The sequence below is a fragment of the Advenella kashmirensis WT001 genome (assembly GCF_000219915.2).
GTDB lineage: Bacteria > Pseudomonadota > Gammaproteobacteria > Burkholderiales > Burkholderiaceae_B > Advenella > Advenella kashmirensis.
The window spans coordinates 2,125,325-2,149,647 of the sequence record NC_017964.1; the positions used below are offsets into that span (position 1 = coordinate 2,125,325).

Annotated in this window: 18 protein-coding genes and 3 pseudogenes; 8 read left to right on the top strand and 13 right to left on the bottom strand. The window is 55.1% G+C overall.

All coding sequences use genetic code 11. From position 1 onward, the window contains the following. Positions 1–3: 3 nt before the first annotated feature. A complete protein-coding gene (locus TKWG_RS09935) occupies positions 4–1,293 on the top strand; it encodes an NCS2 family permease (protein ID WP_014750710.1) in 1,290 nt (429 codons plus the stop codon). A gap of 282 nt (positions 1,294–1,575) precedes the next feature. After that, a complete protein-coding gene (trxA, locus tag TKWG_RS09940; protein ID WP_014750711.1) occupies positions 1,576–1,959 on the top strand; it encodes a thioredoxin in 384 nt (127 codons plus the stop codon). Between the two features lie 238 nt (positions 1,960–2,197). Here trxA and TKWG_RS09945 read toward each other — a convergent pair whose 3' ends face one another. The 8 genes and pseudogenes from TKWG_RS09945 to TKWG_RS09975 all read right to left on the bottom strand — a co-directional run bounded on the left by TKWG_RS09945 (position 2,198) and on the right by TKWG_RS09975 (position 10,431). Then, complete coding sequence (locus TKWG_RS09945; protein WP_014750712.1) at positions 2,198–2,791, bottom strand: IMPACT family protein; 594 nt, start codon at positions 2,789–2,791, stop codon at positions 2,198–2,200. Positions 2,792–2,806: 15 nt separating this feature from the next. Then, positions 2,807–4,407, bottom strand: a pseudogene (locus TKWG_RS09950) (ABC-F family ATPase). A 117-nt stretch (positions 4,408–4,524) separates the two neighbouring features. Continuing rightward, positions 4,525–5,538 (bottom strand): LD-carboxypeptidase, encoded by a 1,014-nt coding sequence (locus tag TKWG_RS09955; RefSeq protein ID WP_014750713.1) that lies wholly within the window; start codon positions 5,536–5,538, stop codon positions 4,525–4,527. Next, positions 5,535–6,011 carry a tRNA adenosine(34) deaminase TadA gene (tadA, locus tag TKWG_RS09960; RefSeq protein ID WP_041710080.1) on the bottom strand — a complete coding sequence of 159 codons (477 nt, stop codon included), beginning with the start codon at positions 6,009–6,011 and terminating at the stop codon, positions 5,535–5,537. Before tadA ends, TKWG_RS09955 begins: the two co-directional genes overlap by 4 nt. 271 nt (positions 6,012–6,282) lie before the next feature. Continuing rightward, positions 6,283–8,811: a TonB-dependent siderophore receptor gene (locus TKWG_RS09965; protein ID WP_014750715.1), complete on the bottom strand. Its 2,529-nt coding sequence runs from the start codon at positions 8,809–8,811 to the stop codon at positions 6,283–6,285. A 114-nt stretch (positions 8,812–8,925) separates the two neighbouring features. Continuing rightward, positions 8,926–9,126 carry a hypothetical protein gene (locus TKWG_RS24835; RefSeq protein WP_014750716.1) on the bottom strand — a complete coding sequence of 67 codons (201 nt, stop codon included), beginning with the start codon at positions 9,124–9,126 and terminating at the stop codon, positions 8,926–8,928. Next, positions 9,113–9,907, bottom strand: coding sequence for a FecR domain-containing protein (locus tag TKWG_RS09970; RefSeq protein WP_238534355.1), 795 nt, complete (start codon positions 9,905–9,907; stop codon positions 9,113–9,115). The genes TKWG_RS24835 and TKWG_RS09970 overlap by 14 nt, the downstream gene beginning before the upstream one ends. Then, on the bottom strand, positions 9,904–10,431 hold the full coding sequence (locus TKWG_RS09975) for a sigma-70 family RNA polymerase sigma factor (protein ID WP_014750718.1): 528 nt from the start codon (positions 10,429–10,431) through the stop codon (positions 9,904–9,906). Before TKWG_RS09975 ends, TKWG_RS09970 begins: the two co-directional genes overlap by 4 nt. A 470-nt stretch (positions 10,432–10,901) precedes the next feature. On the opposite strand from TKWG_RS09975, the gene TKWG_RS09980 reads away from it, so the two are divergent. From TKWG_RS09980 to TKWG_RS24845, 3 genes are all read left to right on the top strand, one after another. Beyond that, on the top strand, positions 10,902–11,381 hold the full coding sequence (locus TKWG_RS09980) for a MarR family winged helix-turn-helix transcriptional regulator (protein WP_238534356.1): 480 nt from the start codon (positions 10,902–10,904) through the stop codon (positions 11,379–11,381). Positions 11,382–11,456: 75 nt separating this feature from the next. Further along, on the top strand, positions 11,457–12,233 hold the full coding sequence (locus TKWG_RS24840; RefSeq protein WP_238534357.1) for an MFS transporter: 777 nt from the start codon (positions 11,457–11,459) through the stop codon (positions 12,231–12,233). Positions 12,234–12,336: 103 nt separating this feature from the next. Continuing rightward, positions 12,337–12,672 (top strand): MFS transporter, encoded by a 336-nt coding sequence (locus TKWG_RS24845; RefSeq protein ID WP_238534358.1) that lies wholly within the window; start codon positions 12,337–12,339, stop codon positions 12,670–12,672. Between the two features lie 109 nt (positions 12,673–12,781). On the opposite strand, the gene TKWG_RS09990 is transcribed toward TKWG_RS24845, so the two are convergent. Both TKWG_RS09990 and TKWG_RS09995 read right to left on the bottom strand, forming a co-directional pair. Continuing rightward, on the bottom strand, positions 12,782–13,702 hold the full coding sequence (locus tag TKWG_RS09990) for an NADP-dependent oxidoreductase (RefSeq protein ID WP_014750720.1): 921 nt from the start codon (positions 13,700–13,702) through the stop codon (positions 12,782–12,784). Positions 13,703–13,790: 88 nt separating this feature from the next. Continuing rightward, positions 13,791–14,225, bottom strand: coding sequence for an ester cyclase (locus TKWG_RS09995; RefSeq protein ID WP_238534359.1), 435 nt, complete (start codon positions 14,223–14,225; stop codon positions 13,791–13,793). 31 nt (positions 14,226–14,256) lie between these two features. Between TKWG_RS09995 and TKWG_RS10000 the strand changes: the two genes are divergently transcribed. Beyond that, positions 14,257–14,985, top strand: a complete 729-nt coding sequence (locus tag TKWG_RS10000; protein ID WP_322786613.1) for a LysR family transcriptional regulator — start codon at positions 14,257–14,259, stop codon at positions 14,983–14,985. A 378-nt stretch (positions 14,986–15,363) separates the two neighbouring features. Here the strand turns inward: TKWG_RS10000 and guaA are convergent, their stop codons facing one another. Continuing rightward, positions 15,364–16,956 (bottom strand): glutamine-hydrolyzing GMP synthase, encoded by a 1,593-nt coding sequence (guaA, locus tag TKWG_RS10005; RefSeq protein ID WP_014750723.1) that lies wholly within the window; start codon positions 16,954–16,956, stop codon positions 15,364–15,366. A 236-nt stretch (positions 16,957–17,192) separates the two neighbouring features. On the opposite strand from guaA, the gene TKWG_RS10010 reads away from it, so the two are divergent. Both TKWG_RS10010 and TKWG_RS23630 read left to right on the top strand, forming a co-directional pair. Next, positions 17,193–17,765 carry an alpha/beta hydrolase gene (locus TKWG_RS10010; protein WP_014750724.1) on the top strand — a complete coding sequence of 191 codons (573 nt, stop codon included), beginning with the start codon at positions 17,193–17,195 and terminating at the stop codon, positions 17,763–17,765. A 62-nt stretch (positions 17,766–17,827) separates the two neighbouring features. Next, complete coding sequence (locus TKWG_RS23630; RefSeq protein WP_014750725.1) at positions 17,828–18,004, top strand: hypothetical protein; 177 nt, start codon at positions 17,828–17,830, stop codon at positions 18,002–18,004. 281 nt (positions 18,005–18,285) lie between these two features. Here TKWG_RS23630 and guaB read toward each other — a convergent pair. Both guaB and purL read right to left on the bottom strand, forming a co-directional pair. Next, positions 18,286–19,745, bottom strand: a pseudogene (guaB, locus tag TKWG_RS10015) (IMP dehydrogenase). A gap of 102 nt (positions 19,746–19,847) precedes the next feature. Next, positions 19,848–23,880: pseudogene (gene purL, locus TKWG_RS10020) on the bottom strand (phosphoribosylformylglycinamidine synthase). Positions 23,881–24,323 lie beyond the last annotated feature (443 nt).

Genomic DNA, 24,323 nt, shown 5'->3' on the forward strand with positions numbered 1-24,323 from the left:
TTCATGCTGGAATCACTGTTCAAGCTCAGGGAACATGGCACGAATGCCCGCACGGAAGTTCTTGCCGGTCTGACGACCTTTCTGACGATGTCTTACATCATATTCGTGAACCCCGAGATTCTGGGCACCACGGGCATGGACAAAGGCGCTGTTTTCGTTGCAACCTGCCTGGCCGCAGCACTGGGCTGCCTTATCATGGCCTTCCTGGCCAATTGGCCCATCGGCATGGCCCCGGGCATGGGCTTGAACGCCTTCTTTGCGTTCGGCGTAGTGGGCGCAATGGGCTATTCATGGCAACAGGCGCTGGGCGCCGTTTTTGTTTCAGGCGTCATCTTTCTGATTCTGTCAGCTACCGGTATACGCAAATGGCTGATCGAAGGGATACCCAAGTCGTTACGCTCGGCCATCGTCGCCGGTATCGGTCTTTTTCTGGCGCTGATTGCGCTCAAATCGGCCGGGATTGTCGTCGGGAACGACGCGACGTTGGTTGCGCAAGGTGATCTCAAATCGCCCACCGTGCTGCTGGCTATCCTGGGCTTTTTTATTATCGTGTGCCTGGACAGTCTGCGCGTCAAAGGGGCCATTCTGATCGGTATTCTGGCAGTCACGGTTTTGTCCGCGCTGCTCGGCTATAGCGCACCCATCACCAGCATCGTTTCAACACCGCCCAGCATTGCCCCCACTTTTATGCAACTGGATATTGCAGGTGTGTTGAACCAGGGTTTCCTGCATATTATTCTGGTATTCGTCCTGGTCGAGATCTTTGATGCGACCGGAACACTGATTGGGGTTGCGCGCCGCGCCAACCTGCTGCCTGAGGGCAAACCCAACCGCCTTGGACGCGCCCTGTTCGCCGACAGCACCGCCATCCTGGCCGGCTCTGCATTGGGCACCAGCAGCACCACTGCGTTTGTCGAAAGCGCAGCAGGCGTGCAGGCAGGCGGGCGCACCGGCATGACTGCGCTGATCGTGGGCGTGCTGTTTTTGCTGTGTCTGTTTTTTGCGCCGCTGGCCAGCGTCGTGCCTGCTTACGCCACTGCCCCTGCCCTGCTCTACGTGGCCGGCCTGATGGTGCGCGAACTGGTTGAAGTGGAGTGGAACGATATTACCAATGCCATTCCAGCCGCCCTCACGGCAATTATCATGCCGTTTACGTACTCCATTGCGGAAGGGATTGCGTTCGGTTTTATCAGTTATGTCGTTATCAAGGCTTTCACTGGTCGTTTCCGGGACATTCACATTGCGACACTGATCATTGCCTTGCTGTTTGTATTGCGCTTCGCACTGGAATAGTCACATCGCCATTGCCAGTGGGCGCCTGACAGCACGGGCGCCGCAAGTTTCGTTGTGACATTGCACGCGGATGCAAAAAACGCACTCATCCCTCAAAGCCGCAAGCCAATCGCTTGCGGTTTTATTTTACGTTCAGGTTTATATCGTTAACAATTGAATTACACTTGTACTTGATAGGCATTCATAATGAAAGCAATAAAAATATTCAACTAGTAATTCATGGTTGCCGCCCCTATATTCATTGAAGTACATCGGACTGCAACTCAAACTGGAGAAAGAATTATGCCCATTACCGAACTGACCAAAGACACCTTCCAGCAAGCCATCAAAGAAGACAATACATTGATTATTGACTTCTGGGCGCCTTGGTGTGGTCCCTGCCGCCAGTTTGCCCCAACATTCGAGAAAGCGGCGCAGGCCCATCCGGATATTGAATTTGCCAAAGTGAATACCGAAGATCAACAGGAGCTGGCCGGTGCCCTGGGCATCCGTTCCATCCCGACATTAATGGTATTTCGTGAACGTGTGATGCTGTTTTCACAGGCCGGCGCCCTGAGCCCCGGTCAACTGGACGAATTACTTGAGAAAGTCCAGGCCGTTGATATGGAAAAAGTTCATCAGGAAATTGCTACGGCCGAAGCCAAGGCTGCTGAAGAAAACGCGTAACATCAGGTGGCTGGCCGATTGTATATCTGAGAGCCGAATCAAACCTCCCATCGGGATTGAAGGCGACGGCCAACGTTGCCGGTCTGGTTCGGCAAGAATGCTGTGTCCCGAGCCTGCTGCAAGGGTGCCTGGCCAGTCAGCAGGCGCTGACCCGACCGATAGCGCAGCAACGCCGGCCTGTACCAGGCCAGCGGACACCAGTCAGCACATACATCGGCATACCAGAACCATCACCGAATCAAGGGACAGTCCACTGTCCCTTTCCTTTTGTCTGATCGGTATAGATTTCCTGCACCAGGCCCAGGTCGCTCATCGGAATTACCAGCGTCCAGGTAACACCCTGGGCTCCGAAATTTTCATTTGAAATAACAGCGCCCGCCTGCGTCAGGCGGACCCTGACTCTCTCTACATCAGAATAATTACATGTGCAATAGACGGTCGCAGACGGTACGATAACCTTCTTTGGCGCTGCATCCAGGCACTTGGCCGCGCAACCACCATACGCCCTGACCAGTCCGCCCGTGCCCAGCTTGGTGCCCCCGAAGTAACGGATGACCAATACAGCGACATCGGTTAGCCCCTTGCCCTCGATGGCTTGCAGAATCGGCCTGCCGGCCGTGCCGCCAGGCTCGCCATCATCATTAAAGCGATAACCTTCAGCCGTTTTGTAAGCCCAGCAATTGTGCGTTGCTGTCGGATCGCCAACCTCGGAAAAAAAAGCCAGCGCCGCCGCTGCGTTGGCAGCGGGAGCAGCGTGCGCAATGAAGCGGCTCTTTTTTATTTCTTCTTCAAAACTGCACGCGGCCGTCAGTGTCGACAATAATTCGGCCATCGACTTGTGGATCTCCTACTGCTCGATACCACGCGAATTGAGGTAATCATCGTATCCACCCTGATAGTCGTTCAATGTTCCATCAGGCATGATCTCGATGATTCGCGTGGCCAGACCGGAAACAAATTCCCGGTCATGTGATACAAAAACCAGTGTGCCGGCATATTTTTCCAGTGCAAACTGCAGTGACTCGATCGATTCCATATCCAGGTGGTTGGTCGGTTCATCCATCAGCAGGACATTATGGCGTCCCAGCATCAGCCGTCCAAATGTCATGCGATTCTTTTCTCCGCCAGATAACACCGGAACATCTTTAACGATGTCGTCGGCAGAAAACAGCAGCCGCCCCAGTACTGAACGGATCGCCTGGTCTTCGTCGCCCGGTTTACGGTGCTCGCCCATCCAGTCAAAGACATTGACATGTTTTTTGAAGTCCTCGGATACGTCCTGGGGCATATAGCCGATATCGGCATTTTCAGACCATTTGACCGAACCGCTGTCCGGCTCCAAATCCTGAGCGAAGAGGCGTAGCAGTGTCGTTTTACCTACGCCGTTGGCACCAATAATGGCAATTTTCTGTCCGGCCTCTATCATCGCGGAGAAATTGCTAATCACCGGCTTGTCATATGCCTTGCTGACTTTGTCCAGGGTGACTGCCAGGCGGTGCAAAGGTTTGGTCTGTTCAAAGCGAATATACGGGTTCTGGCGTGACGAGGGCTTGACCTCAACCGTTTCAGCTTTGATGCGATCAATCTGTTTCAGACGCGAGGTTGCCTGACGGGATTTGGACTTGTTGGCCGAAAATCGGCGCACAAAATCCTGCAGCTCGACAACCCGTTCCTTGGCCTTGGCGTTGTCCGACACCAGCCGTTGACGCGCCTGTGTCGAGGCCAGCATATACTCATCATAGTTTCCGGGATACAGGCGAATCTCACCATAATCCAGATCCGCCATATGAGTGCACACCTGATTCAGGAAATGCCGGTCGTGGCTGATAATAATCATGGTGCTCTGATAGCCGTTAAGCACGCCTTCGAGCCAGCGAATGGTATTGATGTCCAGGTTATTGGTGGGCTCATCCAGCAGCAAGACATCAGGATTGGAAAACAGCGCCTGCGCCAGCAACACACGCAACTTCCAGCCTGGCGCAATCTCGCGCATCGGCTGGCTGTGCTGCTCTACCGGAATATCCAGGCCGAGCAGCAGTTCACCGGCACGGGCTTCGGCCGTATATCCATCATATTCGGCAAACTTGGCCTCCAGCTCGGCCGCACGCATATAATCGTCATCGGTCGCTTCCAGATTGGCATAAATGGCATCGCGCTCGTGCATGGCCTGCCACATTTCCTCATGGCCCATCATCACTACGTCCAGCACCCGCATGTCTTCGAAGGCAAACTGATCCTGGCGCAATTTGCCCAGCGCACGCCGGGATCCAGCGAGACATTGCCCGATGAGGCTTCCAGATCACCACCAATGATTTTCATGAAAGTGGACTTGCCCGATCCGTTCGCACCGATCAGGCCGTAGCGATTGCCTCCGCCAAATTTGACGCTGACGTTTTCGAAAAGAGGCTTGGGACCAAACTGAATGGTTAAGTTAGCGGTAGAAATCACGACTGTATTTGATGCCTTGAATGGGGTTATAAAAAAAGCCAAACGCGTTCGTAACAGCAGAACGCGTTGTTCGTATCTTGCGCGCACCGCCGAAGGCGGTGCCGGAGATCATCAATGTTAATGATGATCGTGATGGTGATCGTCAATTACCAAGTAGGCCATATCGGCCTCGGTAGCCAGGCCGACCTTTTTGCCAATGGGCAGCGTAACACGTACATCGCCATGGCCATAAGGCAGCCCGCCTACAACCGGCAAACCGGTATTGGCGCGCAGCCATCGCACAACCTCGGGCATATCAAAGCCTTTGTCCTGGGCGCTGAGCTTATACTCAGTGAAATGCCCAAGCACAATTGCCTTTTGCCGAGCCAATATGCCGGCGTGCAACAGTTGGGTTAGCATGCGTTCCACCCGGAAGGGGTATTCGCCGACATCCTCCAGGAACAGAATGCCATTCTTGATTTTGGGAAGATAAGGCGTACCCACCAGCGAAGCAACCATAGCCAGATTGCCGCCCCATAAAGTGCCGCGGGTATCGACCGCATCCGAGCCTTCGGACTCGAAACTGAGAATTTCCAGCTCACCATGCATGACCTCAAGAAAGATGTCATAGGTCAGTTCATCTACCGTTTCCTTGCCAAAATCCAGCATATTGGGGCCGGTATAGCTGCTCATGCCGGTTTTTGCCAGCAAGGCCAAATTGAAGGCCGTAAAGTCACTGAACCCGACATACCGCTTTGGATTGCGTTCCAGCAGTTTCCAGTCAATCCGATGCAGTATGCGGCTTAGCCCGTAGCCACCGCGTGTGGGCATGACAATCTCGCTGGAATGTTTCGCAGCACGGGCAATCGCAGCAAGCCGATTCTCGTCGTCGCCGCCAAAGCGCATATCCTGCGACAGCGCTGCCTTGTCTACTGTAACTTTGACTTTGGATCTTTTCAGGTTCTTGACGGCACGCTTCAGGATGTCGGGATCCTGTACATAGCCTGACGGCGACATGGTATAGACTTGCAGCTTATTCGTGTAGCGCGCCGGCTGATACGCAACATCATCGGCCTCGTCGAACAGAATCTGGGCGTCATTCAACTGTTCTTTAATACTTTCCTTTTTGCCAAGGGAAGAAGCATTGTTCATGGTGGCGATTTCCTGCGTTCCTGAAAAAAGCGGCGAAGCAACTGGCCGCACTCTGTTTTCAACACCCCCGACACAATGACGGTGTGATGATTGATCTGTTTGTCGTCCTGTACCGCGATAACGCTGCCACAGGCGCCGGTTTTCGGGTCTGCTGCACCGTATACCACCCTACTTACTCTGGCATGCGTGATGGCGCCCATACACATAATGCATGGTTCCAGCGTAACGTACAGGGTAATGCCGGGAAGCCGGTAATTGTTCAGATCCCGGCCACACTGACGCAAGGCAATGATTTCGGCATGCGCAGTGGGATCGCGGTCTGTAATCGTTCTATTGTACCCTTTTCCCAGTACATTCCCTGATGAATCGACGGCAACGGCACCAACCGGCACCTCGCCCAGTGCGTAGGCCATGTGGGCCTGCTCCAGCGCCAGCGCCATGAACTGTGCGTGATTCAACGGTGTGATTTGCATTTTTTCGCGACGGTTGCGGCGATGATCGACATGCATGCATTTTATCCGGCTATGGCTGCAAACATAAAGCAAAACCCGACAGTCTTTGCGATAAGTCCTTTATGGAGGGCCTACACAACAGAGTGGTGACGCTGACACGAAGGATAAACCTGATATGAGCTTTCAGCGTGCCAGCGTTGCGCCGGTCTACCCGGCGGCATCACGGTAGCGACGGTTTTCGCGTCTGCAGCCCAGGCGCCGGGCCGTTGGCTGTAGCACGAATGCCCGCCGGCTACCAGCGATGGGTATAGCTGACATTGAATACAGCACCGGCCGCCGGCAAGCGACTGGTGTTGTTGCTATTGCGCATCAGTTGGCTATACAAGGGGTAGTAATGGCGATTCAGCACGTTCTGGACGCCAAAGGTTACTTTGTTTTTATCATCAATTGTCCATCGGCTGATCAGATCCACCGTCGTGTAACCCGAGGTTTCCCAGCGGCCGAAACTGGTTTTTTCATCCAGTCGATAGTCCTTCGATGCAAAATACGTCGCCTGTATGCGGTGACTCCATTTCTCGGAAGGTGTGTATTCCACATAGCCGGTTAGTTTCAATGGCGGTATGCGATATCCGGTCATATTCTGGTAACTGTCCTTACCTTCCGGTTTTTCTTCGCCCTTCATCCACGTAAACGTACCACCCAGCGCCCATTGATTATCATTACTGTAATAATCCAGCCCGCCTTCTATCCCATAAATGCGTTCTTTGGTGCGCAGCAGCGTCAGCCCATTATTGAAGCTTTGCAGCGCACCCAGATCCGATTTCGAATGAAATACGGTCAGATTGGCCGCGACGTTGGAAAATGTCCCGCGCCAGCCCAGTTCAAAGGTATCTGTTTTCACGGGTTCCAGGTTTGACGCGCCAAAATTGAAGGCTGGGGTCGCATTACGCACCTGGACGCCGACATCGGGAAGCTCAAAACCCTGGCTGAAGGACGCATAAAATTCCTGGCCCTTGATCGGTGTATAAACCACACCCGCGTTGTAACTCCAGGCGCCATAGTGAACCGTTCCGCCGGAAACCCGTCCCGGATTGGCCACACGCGATTGCGACAGCGGCGTAAAGTCATCAAAACGCACACTGGCGCGATCATACCGGGCCCCGCCCTGCACCGCCCAGTGTTCGTTAAAACGATGCTCCAGCTGGGCAAACGCGCCAATACTGCGTGTCGTTATCGGTGGCATGTAGGTTAATGAGTCGATTTTGCGAAAATGCAAACCGCCGCTTCTGTCATATTCATACGGATCAAATACGTCCAGTGGCATTTCACTGCGCTCTTCATTGAAATCCAGACCCCAGGTCAACTGGGTATTTTTATCGGAAGTCAAGGGCGTCTTGATCGTCAATCGACCGCCAAATACGCTTGATTTTTGCGTGACCTGATCCACATTGGCACCCCTGACTGATACGCCGCGCGCATCAAACGGGGCAAAGCGTGTGAAGAAGTCGCGATAGTAAATTTGCGCGGCCAGCGTGCTTCCCGCAATATCGCGGTTCTGATACTCCAGACTGGCCAGCGTATTGCGGATCCGATTTTGCTCGTCCAGCTCCAGTCCGCGGATACTGCGCGCGGCGGTGGTGCCAGGCGGCTGCCGCGCCACGCTCGGGTCGGATGCATAGTCGGTATCCTGTTTAGCGTCATAGTGGCTCAGGGATAACTGTATACGCTGCTTCTCATCAATTTGCAGACCGACTTTGCCAGACATATTGTAGATGTTCGAATCAAACAGATCACCCTGGCTTGGTTCCGGCGCCAGGCGTGTACCGCGTGCGTCGTACGATCCACCGGTATGGCTGGCGCCCAGGCTTAGCGAATAATCAATTTTGTCATTGCCGCCGGAAAAATAATGCTGTATCCCGCCGCCCAGGCCTGCCGCGCCCAGCCGGGACAATGGCGTCGTTGCCGTAACGGTCGTCTCGGCGCGAGGCTCGCCATCGTACCCTCTGGTGCGTATCGACACAATGCCACCGGCCGCACCACTGCCGTAGATCGCGCTACTGCCACGCAACACTTCAATTTGCTCAATATCAGCAGGGTTGATATTGGCAAGGTTGCGCGAAGAATCACGATTGGTATTCAGGGGAATGCCATCGACCAGAATCAGCATATTGCGACCGCGCAGGGTTTGGCCGTAGTCGGTAATCGTATGACTGGAGTCGGCCATGCCTGGCAGCACTTTACTTAAAACGGTGGCCACACTGTCGGATCCGGCACGCAATATATCCAGTTGCTCGCGGTCAATAACCGCAATCTGCCGGGTGGGCGACATCAAGTCACTTTGTGTACGTCCAGTCACGGTAATGGCAGACAGTTGGGTAACCGGTGCTGCTGTTTGCTGCGCAGCAGACACGGACGGCGCCGCAGCCACCGGTGCCGTTGCGGTGTCCAGCGTATAGTTACCATCTCCTACCTTTCTTATGCGAAGGCCGGTGCCGGCCAGTAGTCGATCAAAGCCGCTCTGCACCGAGTGCTGACCAGTGAGCCCCTGCGTTTTCAAGCCGCGGGTGGCATTCATGTCGATACTCAAATTAACACCGGCCTGCCCTGCATAACTGAGCAGTGCGGGTCCCAATTCGCCGGGCGCAATATTATAGGTATGACGCGTTTGCGCCGAACTGGGTTCGGCGGCCCAGGCTGGCGCAACCGCCAGCGTGGCGCCCAGGCCCAGCGCAGACAAGGTGCCAAGCACTGCAGCGCTTATATGGCGCTGAGCACCGAACGAAGAATCAAACAAATAGGAATCTGATGTCAGATTAGCCATGAAAAAAGTTCCTGTCACAAGTCAGTAAATTAAAGTTCTTATAGACATGACAGCCGAGACGCAAAAACAGGACAAAATAATTGAATTTTTTTTCGTTCCCGCAGAAAGCCGCTACTATCGTGCCGCAACAGTGACCCAGTAGCGGGTGCGAAACTGGATTTGCACCGGCAGTGTCTGGGCAAGCGCCTCAAGAATGCGATCCGTATTATTGAGTTGAAAGGCGCCCGATACTGGAATGTCGGCCACAGATGAATCACAACGCAAGATACCCGGGCGATACCGTCCGAGTTCGGCCACAAAATCAACAAGCCTCATTTGCTCGGCATACAGCACGCCCTGGACCCATTGCCCGCGCGGCGAACGCGGGCACCTTGGCGCCGAAGGTGTCGGCGCTGAAATCCAGTGCCTGTCCGGCCGGTACGATATGCGTCTGGGACGCATGCAGCGGCTGCACCTGAACAGCGCCTTCCAGCACCGTCAAACGCGTGCGATCAGGCGTACACCGCACGATAAACCTAGTGCCCAACGCCTGCAGACTGCCCTGCTGCGTCCTGACGACAAAAGGACGCGCGCCTGCCTGGGGATCGTGTGCCGTCTGGATATGGATTTCGCCCGCGCGCTGCAGCACCAGCCGCTCCCTTGCATCAAAGGCCACGTCCACAGCGCTTGATGTATTCAGACTGAGCTGACTGCCATCCGCCAGAGCCACGTCGCGGCGCTCACCGGTGCCGGTGCGGTACTGGGCATTGAGCGAATCCCAGGGAACCGCGCGGTAACCGAGCCACATAGCCGAAGGCACTGTAACGGCCAGCGCAACGGTTTTGATCATCATTCGGCGGTTTTCGGAAACGCGAGGCCGGTTCAATACCGGCATGGCCAGTGGTACTGGCACCGAATCAAATTGGCGGTTCAGTTTTTCTACGCTTTCCCAGATGCGTTGATGTTCCGGGCTTTGTCTGCGCCAGTGCGCGCAACGCTGTGCATCAGCCTCATTAAAACGCCCGGAATGCATCAACACCAGCCATTTTACCGCCTCGTCCACCAATTGGGTTTGCTGCGGCCCGGCGGCGCTGGTGGTATCTCTGATGGTATTCACGCCGCTTGCGTCAGCATCAAGGTGAGGCATTGTTTGAAACCTTGCGCCATGTAGCGCGTAACTGTACGTACACTCACCTGTAGATGTGCCGCAATTTGCTCGTAGCTCATACCCTCGAGTTGACATAGCAGAAACGCCGTGCGCACGCGAGCGGGTAATGCATCCAGCAGCCCATCAAGCTCCTGCAATGTTTCCAGAAGAATCGCACGCTCTTCCAGGCCAGGCACATGCTGCTGTGGCAGCAACGATAACGATGCCTCGTAGGCACGCTCCAGCGACTGCCGTTCATAAAAATTGATCAGCAGGCGCTTGGCGACGGTCGTCAGGTAGGCACGGGGCTCATCGAGCACCGGAATTGTATCTTGCCGATACCCAGCCAATACCCGCATAAATGTGTCTTGGGCAAGGTCGGCTGCATCAAAGCGGTTACCCAGTTTTCTGTGCAGCCATTGGTACAGCCATCCATGATGATCCTGGTAAAGGATATGGATTTCCCGCTGCAAAACTGACTGGCTACCGGCCATGCGTTCCTCTTTCAGTAAAGTGCCGCACCAACATAAAAAACAACGATAATGACATTCGTTCTCATTATATATAACAATTGACAATTATTACGGCCCAAATACCAGTCATCGACACAGAAAAAACCTGGTGTTTACAGCAGATCATGCGCTGTATGGAGGTCAACGCAAGCATCGACCGAACCTAAGGTCGGCCTGCGCACCTCGTATTTTCGATCCGTGATGGTTAACCCGCGCCCATACGCCGGGCATTTCCGCAATGATCAGGTCACCCTATAACGAGCCGGCTATGCTTGTTGGCGAACAAACCCCGACGCCGGCAAGACCGATTGCGTGATGAAAAATGCCGATACTGGTATTGCGATATTTCATGGGACTCCACTGTCGCTTATATTGATCCTGCGTTGCCCCGGGGGAAGGTTATCTGCTCATTTCTCTTGTTTCAAGGGTAAACCCGTAGTAAAATACTTTGCATGCAAACTAAATCTCCGGCATCCCCTTCTACTTTGCATCAACCTTATCAGGCGCGTAGCCGCTTTGGTTTTCTGCTGGGCAGCGTATACAGACAGTGGCGTCGCCAGATCGATTTGGCTTTCAAAGACCTGGGCCTTTCGGATGCCACGCGCATGCCGCTGCTGGTACTGTATGTGCACAACAAAGCCCTGCTGCAGAAAGAGCTGGCGCAGGCTTTGTATCTGGAATCGTCATCGCTGGTGCGCGTGCTGGCCCAGCTACAAAAGGCGCAACTGGTGCAATGGGACAACGACCCGGCCGACCGGCGCACCAAGTGCATTGCCCTGACGCCTGCTGGTCGCAAGGTAGCCGCGCTGATTTTGGAGAAAAGCATGGAAATCGAACAAGCCATACTGGCTGATCTTTCTGCAAATGAAATACAAGTTACCCGCCAGGCCCTGGAAAAAATCTCCGGACGACTCGAGTCCCGGGACAAATAAACACATGACACAGCACTTGTCTTCCTTCTGCACCAGCACCGGCCAAACCTGCGCCAGAAAACATACGGTTGAAAAATGAAATTGAAAGTATCGCCCTTTGCCTGGGTGAGTTTTGCCATGATTGTTGGCGTGATGGGCACTGCGCTTATCAGTCCCCTGTATGCGCTCTATAAAGAGGCCTGGCAACTGCAAACCAGCGATATCTCGCTGATCTACGTCATGTACATGGGCGGTGCGTTGTGCGGCTTGCTGTTTCTGGGGCGTCTGCCAGACCGTGTCGGCTTTCGCCCGATGATGCAGTCGGGCCTGGCGCTGGTCTTGCTCGGGACAGCCATCAGCCTGATCGCATGGAACATGACCAGCCTGAACATCGGGCGGTTTATCGTGGGAGTGGCCTCAAGCATGGTAACGACCAGTGCGACCCTGGGGTTATCAAAACTGTCCCGCCACGGCAGCGTACAGCGCGTGGCCATGATGACCGGTTTCCTGATGGCGTTCGGCTTTGGCCTGGGGCCTCTGGTGGGCGGCATTATCGGACAATGGGCCCCTGCGCCATTGAAGCTTGCCTATGTTCCGACCCTGATCCTGGGCAGTCTGGGTTTAACGGTATTATGCTGCCTGAACCTGCCCGATACCATTAAACCCAAGGCTGCTGCCCGTCTGACCCTGCACGATATTTTGCCAAAACTGACCTGGCCCGACGCAAGCGCATCCAGGCGTTTGTACTCACCTGCTGTCTGCCTTTTCTGGCATTTGGCGTTTTTGGCCTGTATGCGTCCATGGCGCCGCTATTTCTGGGCAAACTTGTGCCATGGGACGGTCCGGTCGTCAGCGGCACCTCTATTGCATTAATCCTGTTTTCTTCGGCTGCGGTTCAGGTGATTGCCGGACGCATGCTATTCACTGGTGCGGGGCTACGGGCACAATCGCATTGGCCCTGAGCAACGCGATTCTCATGCTGAACTTGCACGCCAGCTCAGCCATTTTGTTTGCGCTGGGTGTGTCGCTCACGGCAATCGGGCATGGCATGACCATGCTTGCCGGCATGGGCATGATCACCCGCCTGGCCGGACCCGCCAATCGCTCAGGACTCTTGGCTACTTACCTGGTTGCCGGTTACGTCGGCAGCATGATCCCCATGATGGGCATAGGCTGGATTGCCGACCATTGGGGTATTGAAGCGGCCATCTATTCATTCTGCACGATGGTTATCGCTATTGGCGTGCCGGTGGCGGTACTCTTTCAGCGCCATCCGCGTATCCGACCGGCAATGGTCCAGCCGGCACATTAAGAGAAAGAGGTAGCATCCGCTGCCCCTATTGCGATTCATTGCCCTGCGGGACCGGCGGTAGTGTGCTCGGTCCCCAGGATTGTCACATGCCGGCGCAAAACCTCGCAGGTCAATCGCTCATTTGGATAAGTACCTTCCCGCAAGCATGACCGGTGGCCACCTTCTCCAATGCCAATTCCGCTTCGTCTAACGGAAAGGTAGAGTCGATGATCACCTGTAAACGCGCTGCCTGGAACAGGCGTGTGGCTTCCGACAGCAAAGGCATCGCATTTGAAAAGAACACGAACTCGCCCGAGTATCCGTTGGCTGGCTGGATTCCAAACTCCACCAACGTCGCAATGCGGCCACCGTCGCGCAAGACCGACCAAGACTTCGCCAGCGTGTCGCCGCCGATGGTGTCGAGTACAAGATCAATGTCACGCACTTCCGCGAAATCCGCTGTACGATAGTCGATGACCTCGTCCGCGCCCAGCCCCCTGACCAGATCAATGTTCTTGCGTGACGCTGTCGCCACGACATACGAACCGGCTTGATGAGCTAACTGGACTGCCATGCAGCCTACGCCTCCGGCTGCGGCGTGGATCAACACACGCTGTCCGTGCTGCAATCGACCCACTTCGAACAGTGCCTGATGAGCTGTGCCAAAGGCAGTCGGCAAGGCTGCAGCCTGTTCGGCACTCATGCCCGTTGGTATAATACACAGCTCATCCGCCGCTATTACCACGGTTTGTGCGAAGGCGCCGCCCGCGATGGGCGCCGTGCGACCGACAACCCGGTCACCGGGCTTGAGGTTGTTCACCTGCGCACCGACGGACTCGACGACGCCACTAAAATCCGTGCCCGGCACATAGGGAAATTCAATTGGAAAAATCTGCTGCATGTAGCCGGCCATCATCTTCACGTCCAGCGGGTTAACACCGGCCGCTATGACGGTCACCGCCACTTCGGCAGGACCAAGAACGCGAATCGAGCGTTCGTCGATACTCAAGCCGTCGGGTGCACCAAAGCGACTAAGGGATGCTGCTTTCATCGGATGTCTCCAAGTATTCAGGATTGTGGCGGAAACTGACCAAGCTGCAGGAAAAGCCCGAACCAGTCCTCCAGGTGCCAAGTTGCAATCAGCGCGCGCCATCAAGCGCGTGGAATTCGTGGAGACGGAAGCTCACCTTTTTTCCAGTGGGCGCGATACCAAGTATTTCGCCGCGATGAGTGCCGTTGATCTCGGCTCGAACGCCGATTCGGCCGGGCTCCTGGATCATATCGTGGACGATAATCTGGATATCCGGGAACGCATGGACGACGTTTCGAATGATGGGTTTAATGCCGTCAGGTCCAGCGCCTTGGCCGGGAGCCAGCGGAATATCTTCCCATGATGGATCAAGGACATCATCGACAAGATCGGGATTTTTGTCGGCGAATGCCCGATAGAACGTTTCTACGGCCAGGCGTTCAGTGCGAAGCCGTTCGGAAATTTCAGTAAAAGGACGCATTGCTTTTCGCTTTCGGTTGTTGGCTGTGGTGAAATTCTGCGCGCAACGGTATAATTCGTCCAACAAATATTCGATATATATAATTATTCATATTATGGATTTTCATGGCATCGATCTAAATCTGCTGGTGGCTTTCGACGCGCTGATGAACGAGCGGAACGTGACACGCGCTGCGATCCTGGTAGGCGTAAGCCAACCAGCGATGAGCGCAGCGTTATCCAGATTACGCAAGCGCTTCGGCGATCCGCTATTCTTGCGCAGCGCAGATGGACTGCTGCCTACAGCGCGCGCACGGGACTTGTCCGAACCAATCTCACAGGCGCTGCGACAGATAGAAGCCACGCTCGTAAATAAGCCCCCGTTCGTGCCTGAGAAAGCTTCGTTGACTTTCAAACTAGGATTGTCTGACTATCCGGTCTTCGTGTTATTGCCTTCACTGCTGCAGGCGCTGGGGGAAAAGGCACCAGGCATTTCATTGAATGTACACGCTTTCAGTGACAGAGACCACGCAGTCGATTTACTGGACGCGGGCACCATTGACGCGGCTATCGGTGTACCGCCCTTACACGCCGATGGCCGAATAATGACGCAGCCTGTGCTCCGAGACGAATTTGTGACGATTGTCGCCAGTAACCATCCGGAGCGCCTGCACGAGATGGACATGAAGAACTACCTGAGTTTGACGCATATCCTCGTATCTCCCGAAGGTGAACTGCACGGTATCGTAGATCAGGCGCTTGCCCAACAGGCAAGAAGCGTAAGCTCACGCTCACCTTGCCGCAGATGTTTGCGGTGCCCACCATTGTGGCTCAAACTCGCATGACGGCTACAGTCCTGAAACGAGTCGTGCTTCATTCGCAGCTGGGGCACCGACTCGCGATCTTTCCGCCGCCAGTCGCATTGCCCGACGTGGCATTTGACCTGATTTGGCATCGACGCAGTCACGCTCACCCAGCTCAGCGTTGGTTCAGGGGATTTATCGCAGAATTTGCAGCATCGCTATAACCGGTTTGTCTTCCATCACGGAAAGATATGCAACCAGCACCGATACTCAACAACACGGGACCCCTCCTGAGTCTTACCGTTACTTCTATTGCTAATTCGTTGAAGGGCTCGGTGATAGTGGCAGTGGGGCTTCTCTTAAATCAAATTGTTATGGAACGTTTTCGATAGAAGGCGATAGACCCCAAGTGACCTGAATTCACTCCCACTCAATTGTCGCAGGCGGTTTGCTTGAAACGTCATAAACTACCCGATTGATACCGCGCACTTCGTTGATAATACGAGATGAAACGCGAGCCAGTAGCGAATATGGCAGTTGTGCCCAGTCGGCGGTCATGAAATCGGATGTCTGCACCGCACGAAGCGCCACCACGTAATCATAAGTACGGCCATCGCCCATGACGCCCACCGATTTGACAGGCAGGAACACGGCAAAGGCCTGCGAGGTCAGGTCGTACCAGGATTTGCCTGATTCTTCATCGGTCGTATTGCGCAATTCTTCAATAAAGATCGCATCAGCCTTGCGCAGCAGATCGGCATATTCTTTCTTGACTTCGCCCAGAATGCGTACGCCCAGGCCGGGGCCGGGGAATGGATGGCGGTACACCATATGGTGCGGCAGACCCAGCGCCAGACCCAGTTCACGCACCTCGTCCTTGAACAGTTCGCGCAGTGGCTCCAACAGTTGCAGATTAAGCGTTTCGGGCAGACCACCTACGTTATGATGCGACTTGATGGCAACGGCCTTGCCGGTTTTGGCGCCGGCCGATTCAATCACATCGGGATAGATGGTGCCCTGGGCCAGCCAGCGCGCGCTTTTGCGTTTGCTCGCTTCGTCCTGAAACACTTCCACAAATTCCCGGCCAATAATTTTGCGTTTTTTTTCCGGATCGGTTTCGCCGGCCAGCTTGCTCATGAAGGCATCTGTTGCGTCTACATGGATCACATTGACGCCCAGGTGTTCGCCAAAAATCGTCATGACCTGCTCTGCTTCATTCAGGCGAAGCAACCCATGATCTACAAAGACGCAAGTGAGCTGATCGCCAATGGCCTTGTGGATCAATGCTGCGGCCACCGAGGAATCCACACCGCCGGACAAGCCCAAAATTACGTCATCGGTGCCGACCTGCTCACGGATGCGCGCGACTGCTTCTTCAACATAGTCGGGCATGTTCCAGTCATTGCTGCAACCACAAATGTCATTAACGAAACGGTTCAACAGCGCCCGCCCCTGGCTGGTGTGGGTCACTTCCGGATGAAACTGCACGCCATAGAAATGACGGGTTTCGTCAGCCATGCCGGCTATCGGGCATGAAGGCGTGGAAGCCATCAGCACAAAACCGTCGGGCAGTTCGGTGACCTTGTCGCCATGGCTCATCCAGACTTTGAGCATGCCATGACCCTCGGGCGTCACAAAATCGGCAATGTCTTTGAGCAGTGCGGTATGGCCGTGTGCGCGCACTTCAGCATAACCAAACTCACGATGATCGGACCAGCTGACCTTGCCACCCAGCTGCGAGGCCATGGCCTGCATGCCGTAACAGATGCCCAGCACCGGCACACCCAGCTCGAACACCTGCTGCGGCACTTTGAGCGACGCTTCATCATAGGCTGACGAATGGCTGCCGGACAGAATCACGCCCTTGAGCCCCAGACCCTGCTGTTCAGCAAGAAAAGCCGCATCAACATCGCCTGGATGAATTTCACAAAACACCCCTGCTTCGCGCACGCGTCGCGCAATAAGTTGGGTAACCTGTGAACCGTAATCGAGAATCAGAATCCGCTGATGCATGCTATATCCGCCTGAGGACAAAAGAAAAGAAATTGGAAGACGACATTATAATGGTTGCAGCGCTCAAAACCGTGCCAAAACCTGGCTGCGCTTAAGATGTGACAGTCTGGCCTGTTTTGAACACGACCGACGCGCAAGCAAGCATGATTGTTTGACGCAACGGCGCCGTACAGCACACCAGGACATCGCTTCTGTTTTACCCTGTTTCGCTCATATACACAAAAGGCCCTGTATCCATGAAAAACGCCCCGAACCAACCCTTTACCGATTCTGCCCCTGCCACAAAAACCTTTGTGCTGGTCCATGGCGCCTGGCACGGGGCCTGGGTCTGGAACACGGTTGCACAACAGCTGCGGGATCAGGGACATATCGTATACACCCCCACGCTGACCGGCCTGGGAGAGCGCGCGAACGAGCTATCGGCAGCCATTTCGCTAGATACGTTTATAGAGGATATTGAAACTGCAATATTGCACCCGCAATCGGCGCAGGCGCTCGCCCATTCAGCAGGCAGCCAGCCCGGCGATCGTACGCTTGCAAACGTTATACTCGTTGGTCACAGTTTTGCCGGACTGGTCATCAGCGGCGTTGCGGATCGCATTGCAGATCGCCTGGATCGCCTGATATACCTGGATGCCTTTGTGCTACCTTCAGGCCAGTCCACGTTTGCCACTTTGCCTGATAAGGTGGTTAATGCGCTGACTGCCTCCGCTCAGGCCCATCATGCTATGGCATTCCTGCGCCGGATCCAATTCACCTGGGCATTCCCGCTGACACTGAGCAATACGCATTCGCGCGAGAAAAACTGACGCCACACCCGATCAACACCTATGCCAGCGCACTCTCGCTGAACGCGCCAATAGGCACCGGCGTGAAAAAAATCTATCTGGCCTGCACCGCCCCACCCTATAGGCCGGTTGCTGCCACGCATGACTGGGTCAAAGGCCAGCCCGACTGGATCTGGGCAGAACTGAACAGCTCACACTCAGCCCCGTTGCTGGCTCCGAATAGGGTGGCAGATAAACTGCTGGAAATGTCAGCGCTGTGAAATCGCTCTGCGATAATGTTCGAATAATACGCAGCAAATCGCGAAAAAATTATTAATTACCGATCTGTCGATGTTGCCCACCGCCCACCGGTCAACTCAGGCAACCTCGACCTTCTCACCTGTGCGGTCGTCGTCATGCTGCGCGCCGCAATCTAATCTGTCTGCAAATAGGGACAACAAAAAACCCGGCGCTGCAATAAACACGCCGGGTTCTGTTTCGGGTTTCTGTGCCAATCACGCAGTGTGCCACGGCATGCGTGGCGCCACTGCACAGACGACGCTTAATCGGCGCGGTAGTTCGGCGCCTCTTTGGTGATTTGCACATCGTGTACATGCGATTCGCGCACACCAGCAGAGGTAATCTCTACAAATTGCGGCACGGTGCGCATGTCATCAATTGTGGCGCAACCGCAATAGCCCATGGAGGCCCGGATGCCGCCGACCAACTGGTAAATGATAGCCAGCACACTGCCTTTGTATGGCACACGGCCTTCAATACCTTCCGGCACCAGCTTATCAGCGTTGTTCGCAGGATCCTGGAAATAACGATCGGCAGAACCTTTTTCCATGGCGCCAAGACTGCCCATGCCCCGGTAAGACTTATAGGAGCGGCCCTGGAACAGGACGACTTCGCCGGGCGCTTCTTCAGTGCCAGCGAACATGCCGCCCATCATGCAGGCAAAGGCGCCCGCAACCAGGGCCTTGGACACATCGCCGGAATAGCGGATGCCACCGTCGGCGATCAGCGGTACGCCAGTGCCTTCCAGCGCCTTGGCCACATCGGAAATGGCCGTGATCTGGGGGACGCCTACACCCGCGACAATCCGCGTAGTGCAGATTGAGCCCGGACCAATACCCACCTTGACGCCATCGGCTCCGGCTTCCACCAGCGCTTGGCGGCTTCGGCCGTGGCAATATTGCCGCCGATTACATCAATTTCCGGGAAATTCTCTTTAACCCAGCGTACGCGATCAAGCACGCCCTGGGAATGGCCGTGCGCAGTATCAACGATAATAACGTCGACATCGGCTGCGGCAAGCTTGCGTACACGCTCTTCGGTGCCCTCGCCCACGCCGACTGCTGCGCCAACACGCAATTGACCAAACTCGTCCTTGCATGCATAGGGATGTTCAGTATTTTTAACGATATCCTTGACGGTAGCCAGCCCGCGCAATTCAAATTCGTCATTGACGATCAAGACGCGTTCCAGACGGTATTTGTGCATCAAGGCCTGGGCTTCGCTCAGCGTACCACCTTCGTGCATGGTGATTAGCCGCTCCTTGGGCGTCATCACAGAAGTGAGCGGCACATCAAGACGGTCTTCGAAACGCAGGTCCCGATTGGTCACGATGCCAACCACCTTGCCGTTATCGACCACGGGCAGACCCGAGATACCATGCTTTTTCTGCAAGGCGATGGCATCGCGCACCTTCATATCCGAGGTAACCGACACCGGATCAATGACTATCCCGAACTCATGACGCTTGACGCGAGCCACTTCTGCGGCCTGCTCATCTGCAGTCATGTTCTTGTGGATGATCCCGATTCCGCCTTCCTGGGCCATGGCGATGGCCAGCCGTGCTTCGGTAACCGTATCCATGGCTGCCGATACCAGCGGAATATTCAGCGTGATATTACGGGTAAGTTTGGTTTTGAGGGACGTGTCGCGCGGCAACACATTTGAGTACGCAGGTACCAGAAGAACATCGTCAAAGGTAAGCGCTTTTTGAATGAGACGCATGAAATAACTCCGGGCGCAAAGCAAAATTATACGCTTGCGCCCGAACGGAATCAACCGGGTTCGCCCAAACAACGAGAAATTTCCCGTCGTGCGAGCCGTTTTCTATCCCATCGCCACACGGGCATTCATGAACATCCGCATCCATGGTGTATAGTCGCCGCCCGTATCCTGATCGCCCCAACTGTCCGGGTGCCACGACATCATGACATTGCGTGTGACCCTTTCCGGATGCGGCATCATAATCGTGAACCGACCGTCTGCTGTTGTGACCGAGGCAATCCCCTGCGGACTGCCGTTAGGATTAGCCGGATAAGCCTCGGTGACAAAACCGGCGTTCGATACATAACGCAAGGCGGTCTGGACTGAATTGATATCGCCTTGCAGGCCGAAATCTGCAAAGCCCTCGCCGTGCGCCACCGCAATCGGCAGGCGGCTGCCTGCATGCCATTAAAGAAAATCGATGGCGACTGTTCAATTTGCACCAGGCTCAGGCGCGCTTCGTATTTGGCTGACTGATTATAGGTAAACCGTGGCCAGTTCTGCGCGCCAGGGATCATATCAGCCAGCGTAGCCAGCATCTGGCATCCATTACACACGCCCAGCGCAAAGACGTCAGGCCGCGCGAAGAAGGCAGCGAACTGTGCAGACAACGCCGAGTTAAACCGGATAGTGCGTGCCCATCCTTCGCCGGCGCCAAGCACGTCGCCATAACTGAAGCCGCCAACCGCCACCATAGCCTGGTAGTCGTTGAGCGTCGTACGACCAGACAGAAGATCGGTCATATGCACGTCGTAGGCATCAAAGCCGGCCTTGTCGAAGGCCCAGGCCATTTCAACCTGACTGTTGCAGCCCTGCTCGCGCAAGATGGCGATTTTGGGGCGGATGCCACTTGAAATAAAAGGCGCAGCAAGTGGCTCCTGGGGGTCAAAGCCGATAACGGCGTTCAGCCCGGGATCCTCACGCTCGTCCCAGTTATTGAACTCAGCCTGGGCGCTGGCCGGGTTGTCACGCCGTTTCATGATTTCGTAGGTGACCTGGCTCCAGGCCTTACCGAGCTCGACGCGATCCAGACCGAAAATACGGCGACCATCCCGGTAAAATTCGATCTGGTCCGTGGTATTCGGCGTTCCAATTACATTTGAAATAGGCGATAGCCCCGCTTCGCGCAGGGCCTGCAGCACCTGGTCTCGCTGTTCGGCTCGTACCTGAATGACGGCACCGGCCTCTTCATTGAACAGCGCCTTTACCGTCAATTCATCCCGCTGCACCGCTACCTGTTCGGGACGAATTTTATAATCCCCCCAATCAGCGGAAGTCTCATCAAACGTCAACATGTCCAGGTTGATGGAAACACCTACATGGCCGGCAAAGGCCATCTCGGCTACCGTGGCAAGCAGGCCGCCATCGGAACGGTCATGGTAGGCCAGGATCAACCCGCGTTCGACCAGTGATCGGATGGTCAGGAAAAAGGTTCTGAGCAACGCCGGATCGTCCAGATCAGGAACGTCGGAACCATACTGGTCAATCACATTTGACAATACGGAGCCGGCCAGGCGCTGTCGCCCCTGCCCCAGATCCAGCAAAATCAGCGCTGTATCGCCCTGATCAGTCACCAGCTGCGGGGTCAGGGTTTTGCGTACATCGGTCACCGGCGCAAAAGCCGTCACCACCAGCGAAACCGGCGCAACCACTTCTTTGGGCTGCTCCTGCTCGTCCCAGCGTGTCCGCATGGACAATGAATCCTTGCCCACTGGAATCGACAGGCCAATAGCCTGACATAGTGTTGACACGGCGTTCACCGTGTCAAACAGCGCGGCATCCTGGCCTTCGAAGCCACAAGCGGCCATCCAGTTGGCTGACAGCTTGATGTCCTCCAGGGATGCGACATCAGCTGCCGCGAGGTTGGTCAATGCCTCGGCGACCGCCATGCGGCCTGAGGCCGGCGCGTTGCCAATAGCCAGTGGGGTGCGCTCGCCCATTGCCATGGCTTCTCCGCGCACCGACTCATAGTCGGCCAACGTGACTGCGCAGTCGGCCACAGGTACCTGCCATGGACCAACCATCTGGTCCCTTGAACACAGACCGCCCACGGTGCGATCGCCTATGGTGATCAGAAATGATTTGTTGGCTACTGTCGGGTGGCGCATGACCTGCAGTGAAATATCGGCCAGATCCAATCCCGTCACATCCATGGGCACCAGCGTACGCGCCTTGTGCTCAGCCTGCCGCTTCATGCGAGGGAGTTTCCCAAGAATAACGTCCATTGGTACATCTACAGGTGCTGGGCCATCGGCCGGCGCCGCGTCTTGCGGCTCGGCAAAGCCCGGCAGGCCCTGGCCATCGGACACTTTCAAATGTCGCTCTGTGGTGGTTACGCCCACGACGGCAAACGGGCAGCGTTCGCGCACGGCAATCGCTTCGAAACGGGACAGGTCTTCGGGCAGGATAGCCAATACGTAGCGTTCCTGGGCTTCATTGCTCCAGATTTCCGCAGCCGACAGGCCTGACTCTTCCAGATGAACCCGTTGCAAATCAAAAATCGCCCCACGGCCGGCATCATTGACCAACTCGGGAAACGCATTGGACAAGCCACCCGCGCCCACATCATGAATGGCTATGATCGGATTATCTTCTTTCAATTGCCAGCAGCGATCAATCACTTCCTGGGCGCGACGCTCGAGCTCCGGATTGCCGCGCTGGACCGAATCGAAATCCAGTTGCGCAGTATTGGCGCCGGCGCTCATGGATGAGGCGGCGCTGCCTCCCATCCCGATGCGCATACCAGGCCCGCCCAGCTGGATCAGCAACGCCTGCCCTGGTATGACGTCTTTATGGGTAAGCGCAGCGTCAATGCTGCCCAGGCCGCCCGCAATCATAATCGGCTTGTGATATCCCCAGCGCACGCCATCGACCGTCTGTTCGAAGGTACGAAAATAACCCAGAAGATTCGGCCTGCCGAATTCGTTATTGAACGCAGCGCCGCCGATGGGCCCTTCGATCATGATGTCAAGCGGGCTGGCAATTCGATCAGGCAGGCCATAGGGCTTGGCTTCCCGCGATTCGGCGATATCCGGCAGGTTCAGGTTGGAAACGGTAAAGCCAGTCAGGCCCGCCTTGGGCTTGGAGCCGCGTCCGGTAGCCCTTCATCGCGGATTTCTCCGCCAGCGCCGGTGGCCGCACCCGGAAATGGCGCAATGGCCGTCGGATGATTGTGCGTTTCCACTTTCATCAGCGTATGCGTCAGGCGTGTGTGGCTACCATACTTGGGCGCCGCTGCAGCGTGATCTTCCGCAGAAAAACCGGCAAAGAAACGGCTGGCCTGCCCGCCTTCCATGACCGCGGCATTATCCGAATAGGCAACCACCGTCCCTTTGGGCTGCGCCGCATGCGTCTTGCGGATCATGCCAAACAGGGTATCTTCTTTTTTCTCGCCATCAATTTCCCAGCTGGCGTTAAAAATTTTATGACGGCAATGCTCGCTGTTTGCCTGCGCAAACATCATCAATTCGACATCGGTGGGGTCGCGCCCCAGTTCGCTGAACGAAGTCAGCAAATAATCGATTTCTACGGGCGATAACGCCAGGCCCAGGCTTTCATTAGCCTCGTCAAGCGCGGCTTTGCCACGGGTCTGCACGGCGATTTGCGTCAGAGGCTTGCCAGGCAAGGTCTGCATTAAGATTGAGGCATCAAAGGCGGCATCTACCACGGTCTCTGTCATCCGATCGTGGACAAGTGCTGTGATCTGCGACAGTTGCTCTGAAGTAAGCTTTTTGGCGCCAAGCAAGCCTTTTTTCGGAACAAACCGGTATTCAACGCCCCGCTCTATGCGCCGAACCGCAGACAAGCCGCAATTGTGCGCAATATCGGTCGCCTTGCTGGCCCACGGCGATAGCGTACCCAGACGGGGCAATACCCGCAGCACCAGCGCGTCCTGTGCCGGCGCACTTGCCTGGGTGGTGCCGTAATCGAGAAGCTGACTTAACCGTTGCTGGTCTTCCTGCGACAGGACACCGTGTATGAAAATATGGTGCTCGTAACGGGCACTAACGTCCTGCACAGGCAATCCGGCCTGGGCAAGCGCCGCAAGCAGGCGCTCTTTCTGAAACGGGGTCAAGGCGGCACAGCCGTATGCAATCTGGTGTTGATGTTGAGTATCTGACACAATAAAAACCGGAGTAAATGAAAATTGCCTGAACAGGAAAGCGTTATTTTATCGTCCCTGGCCCTGTCTAATGCGCAATAACCATGCCGTTGCGATATTTACCCTGATGCTTCAGGAGAAAACCGCGTCTATTTCCTTCTGTTTTTATTGTGAAAATATTTGATACAATTTAGCGGCATTTAGCAAAATATAGCGTAATTTGCATTCATTTTCCTGCTTTGTCGTCTATTTACACCTCAAAAGACAGGATGGCATTCAGGCGACATACTTAACGGTAAATATAGATATCGCTTCTAACTCATTAATAAATATATTTTTTTTCAAATCTTATTTATAATTGCGCTGACCCTGATCTAATTTGTCCGTGACGAACCTATGCAAAAATATCTTAGAAAAACCCTGAGCGCATGCCTGGC

Coding starts and splice junctions, on each gene's coding strand:
- TKWG_RS09935 (WP_014750710.1), top strand. CDS start 4: ATGCTGGAATCACTGTTCAAGCTCAGGGAACATGGCACGAATGCCCGC.
- trxA (WP_014750711.1), top strand. CDS start 1,576: ATGCCCATTACCGAACTGACCAAAGACACCTTCCAGCAAGCCATCAAA.
- TKWG_RS09945 (WP_014750712.1), bottom strand. CDS start 2,791: ATGGCCGAATTATTGTCGACACTGACGGCCGCGTGCAGTTTTGAAGAA.
- TKWG_RS09955 (WP_014750713.1), bottom strand. CDS start 5,538: ATGAACAATGCTTCTTCCCTTGGCAAAAAGGAAAGTATTAAAGAACAG.
- tadA (WP_041710080.1), bottom strand. CDS start 6,011: ATGCAAATCACACCGTTGAATCACGCACAGTTCATGGCGCTGGCGCTG.
- TKWG_RS09965 (WP_014750715.1), bottom strand. CDS start 8,811: ATGGCTAATCTGACATCAGATTCCTATTTGTTTGATTCTTCGTTCGGT.
- TKWG_RS24835 (WP_014750716.1), bottom strand. CDS start 9,126: ATGAGGCTTGTTGATTTTGTGGCCGAACTCGGACGGTATCGCCCGGGT.
- TKWG_RS09975 (WP_014750718.1), bottom strand. CDS start 10,431: ATGGCCGGTAGCCAGTCAGTTTTGCAGCGGGAAATCCATATCCTTTAC.
- TKWG_RS09980 (WP_238534356.1), top strand. CDS start 10,902: ATGCAAACTAAATCTCCGGCATCCCCTTCTACTTTGCATCAACCTTAT.
- TKWG_RS24840 (WP_238534357.1), top strand. CDS start 11,457: ATGAAATTGAAAGTATCGCCCTTTGCCTGGGTGAGTTTTGCCATGATT.
- TKWG_RS24845 (WP_238534358.1), top strand. CDS start 12,337: ATGCTGAACTTGCACGCCAGCTCAGCCATTTTGTTTGCGCTGGGTGTG.
- TKWG_RS09990 (WP_014750720.1), bottom strand. CDS start 13,702: ATGAAAGCAGCATCCCTTAGTCGCTTTGGTGCACCCGACGGCTTGAGT.
- TKWG_RS10000 (WP_322786613.1), top strand. CDS start 14,257: ATGGATTTTCATGGCATCGATCTAAATCTGCTGGTGGCTTTCGACGCG.
- guaA (WP_014750723.1), bottom strand. CDS start 16,956: ATGCATCAGCGGATTCTGATTCTCGATTACGGTTCACAGGTTACCCAA.
- TKWG_RS10010 (WP_014750724.1), top strand. CDS start 17,193: ATGAAAAACGCCCCGAACCAACCCTTTACCGATTCTGCCCCTGCCACA.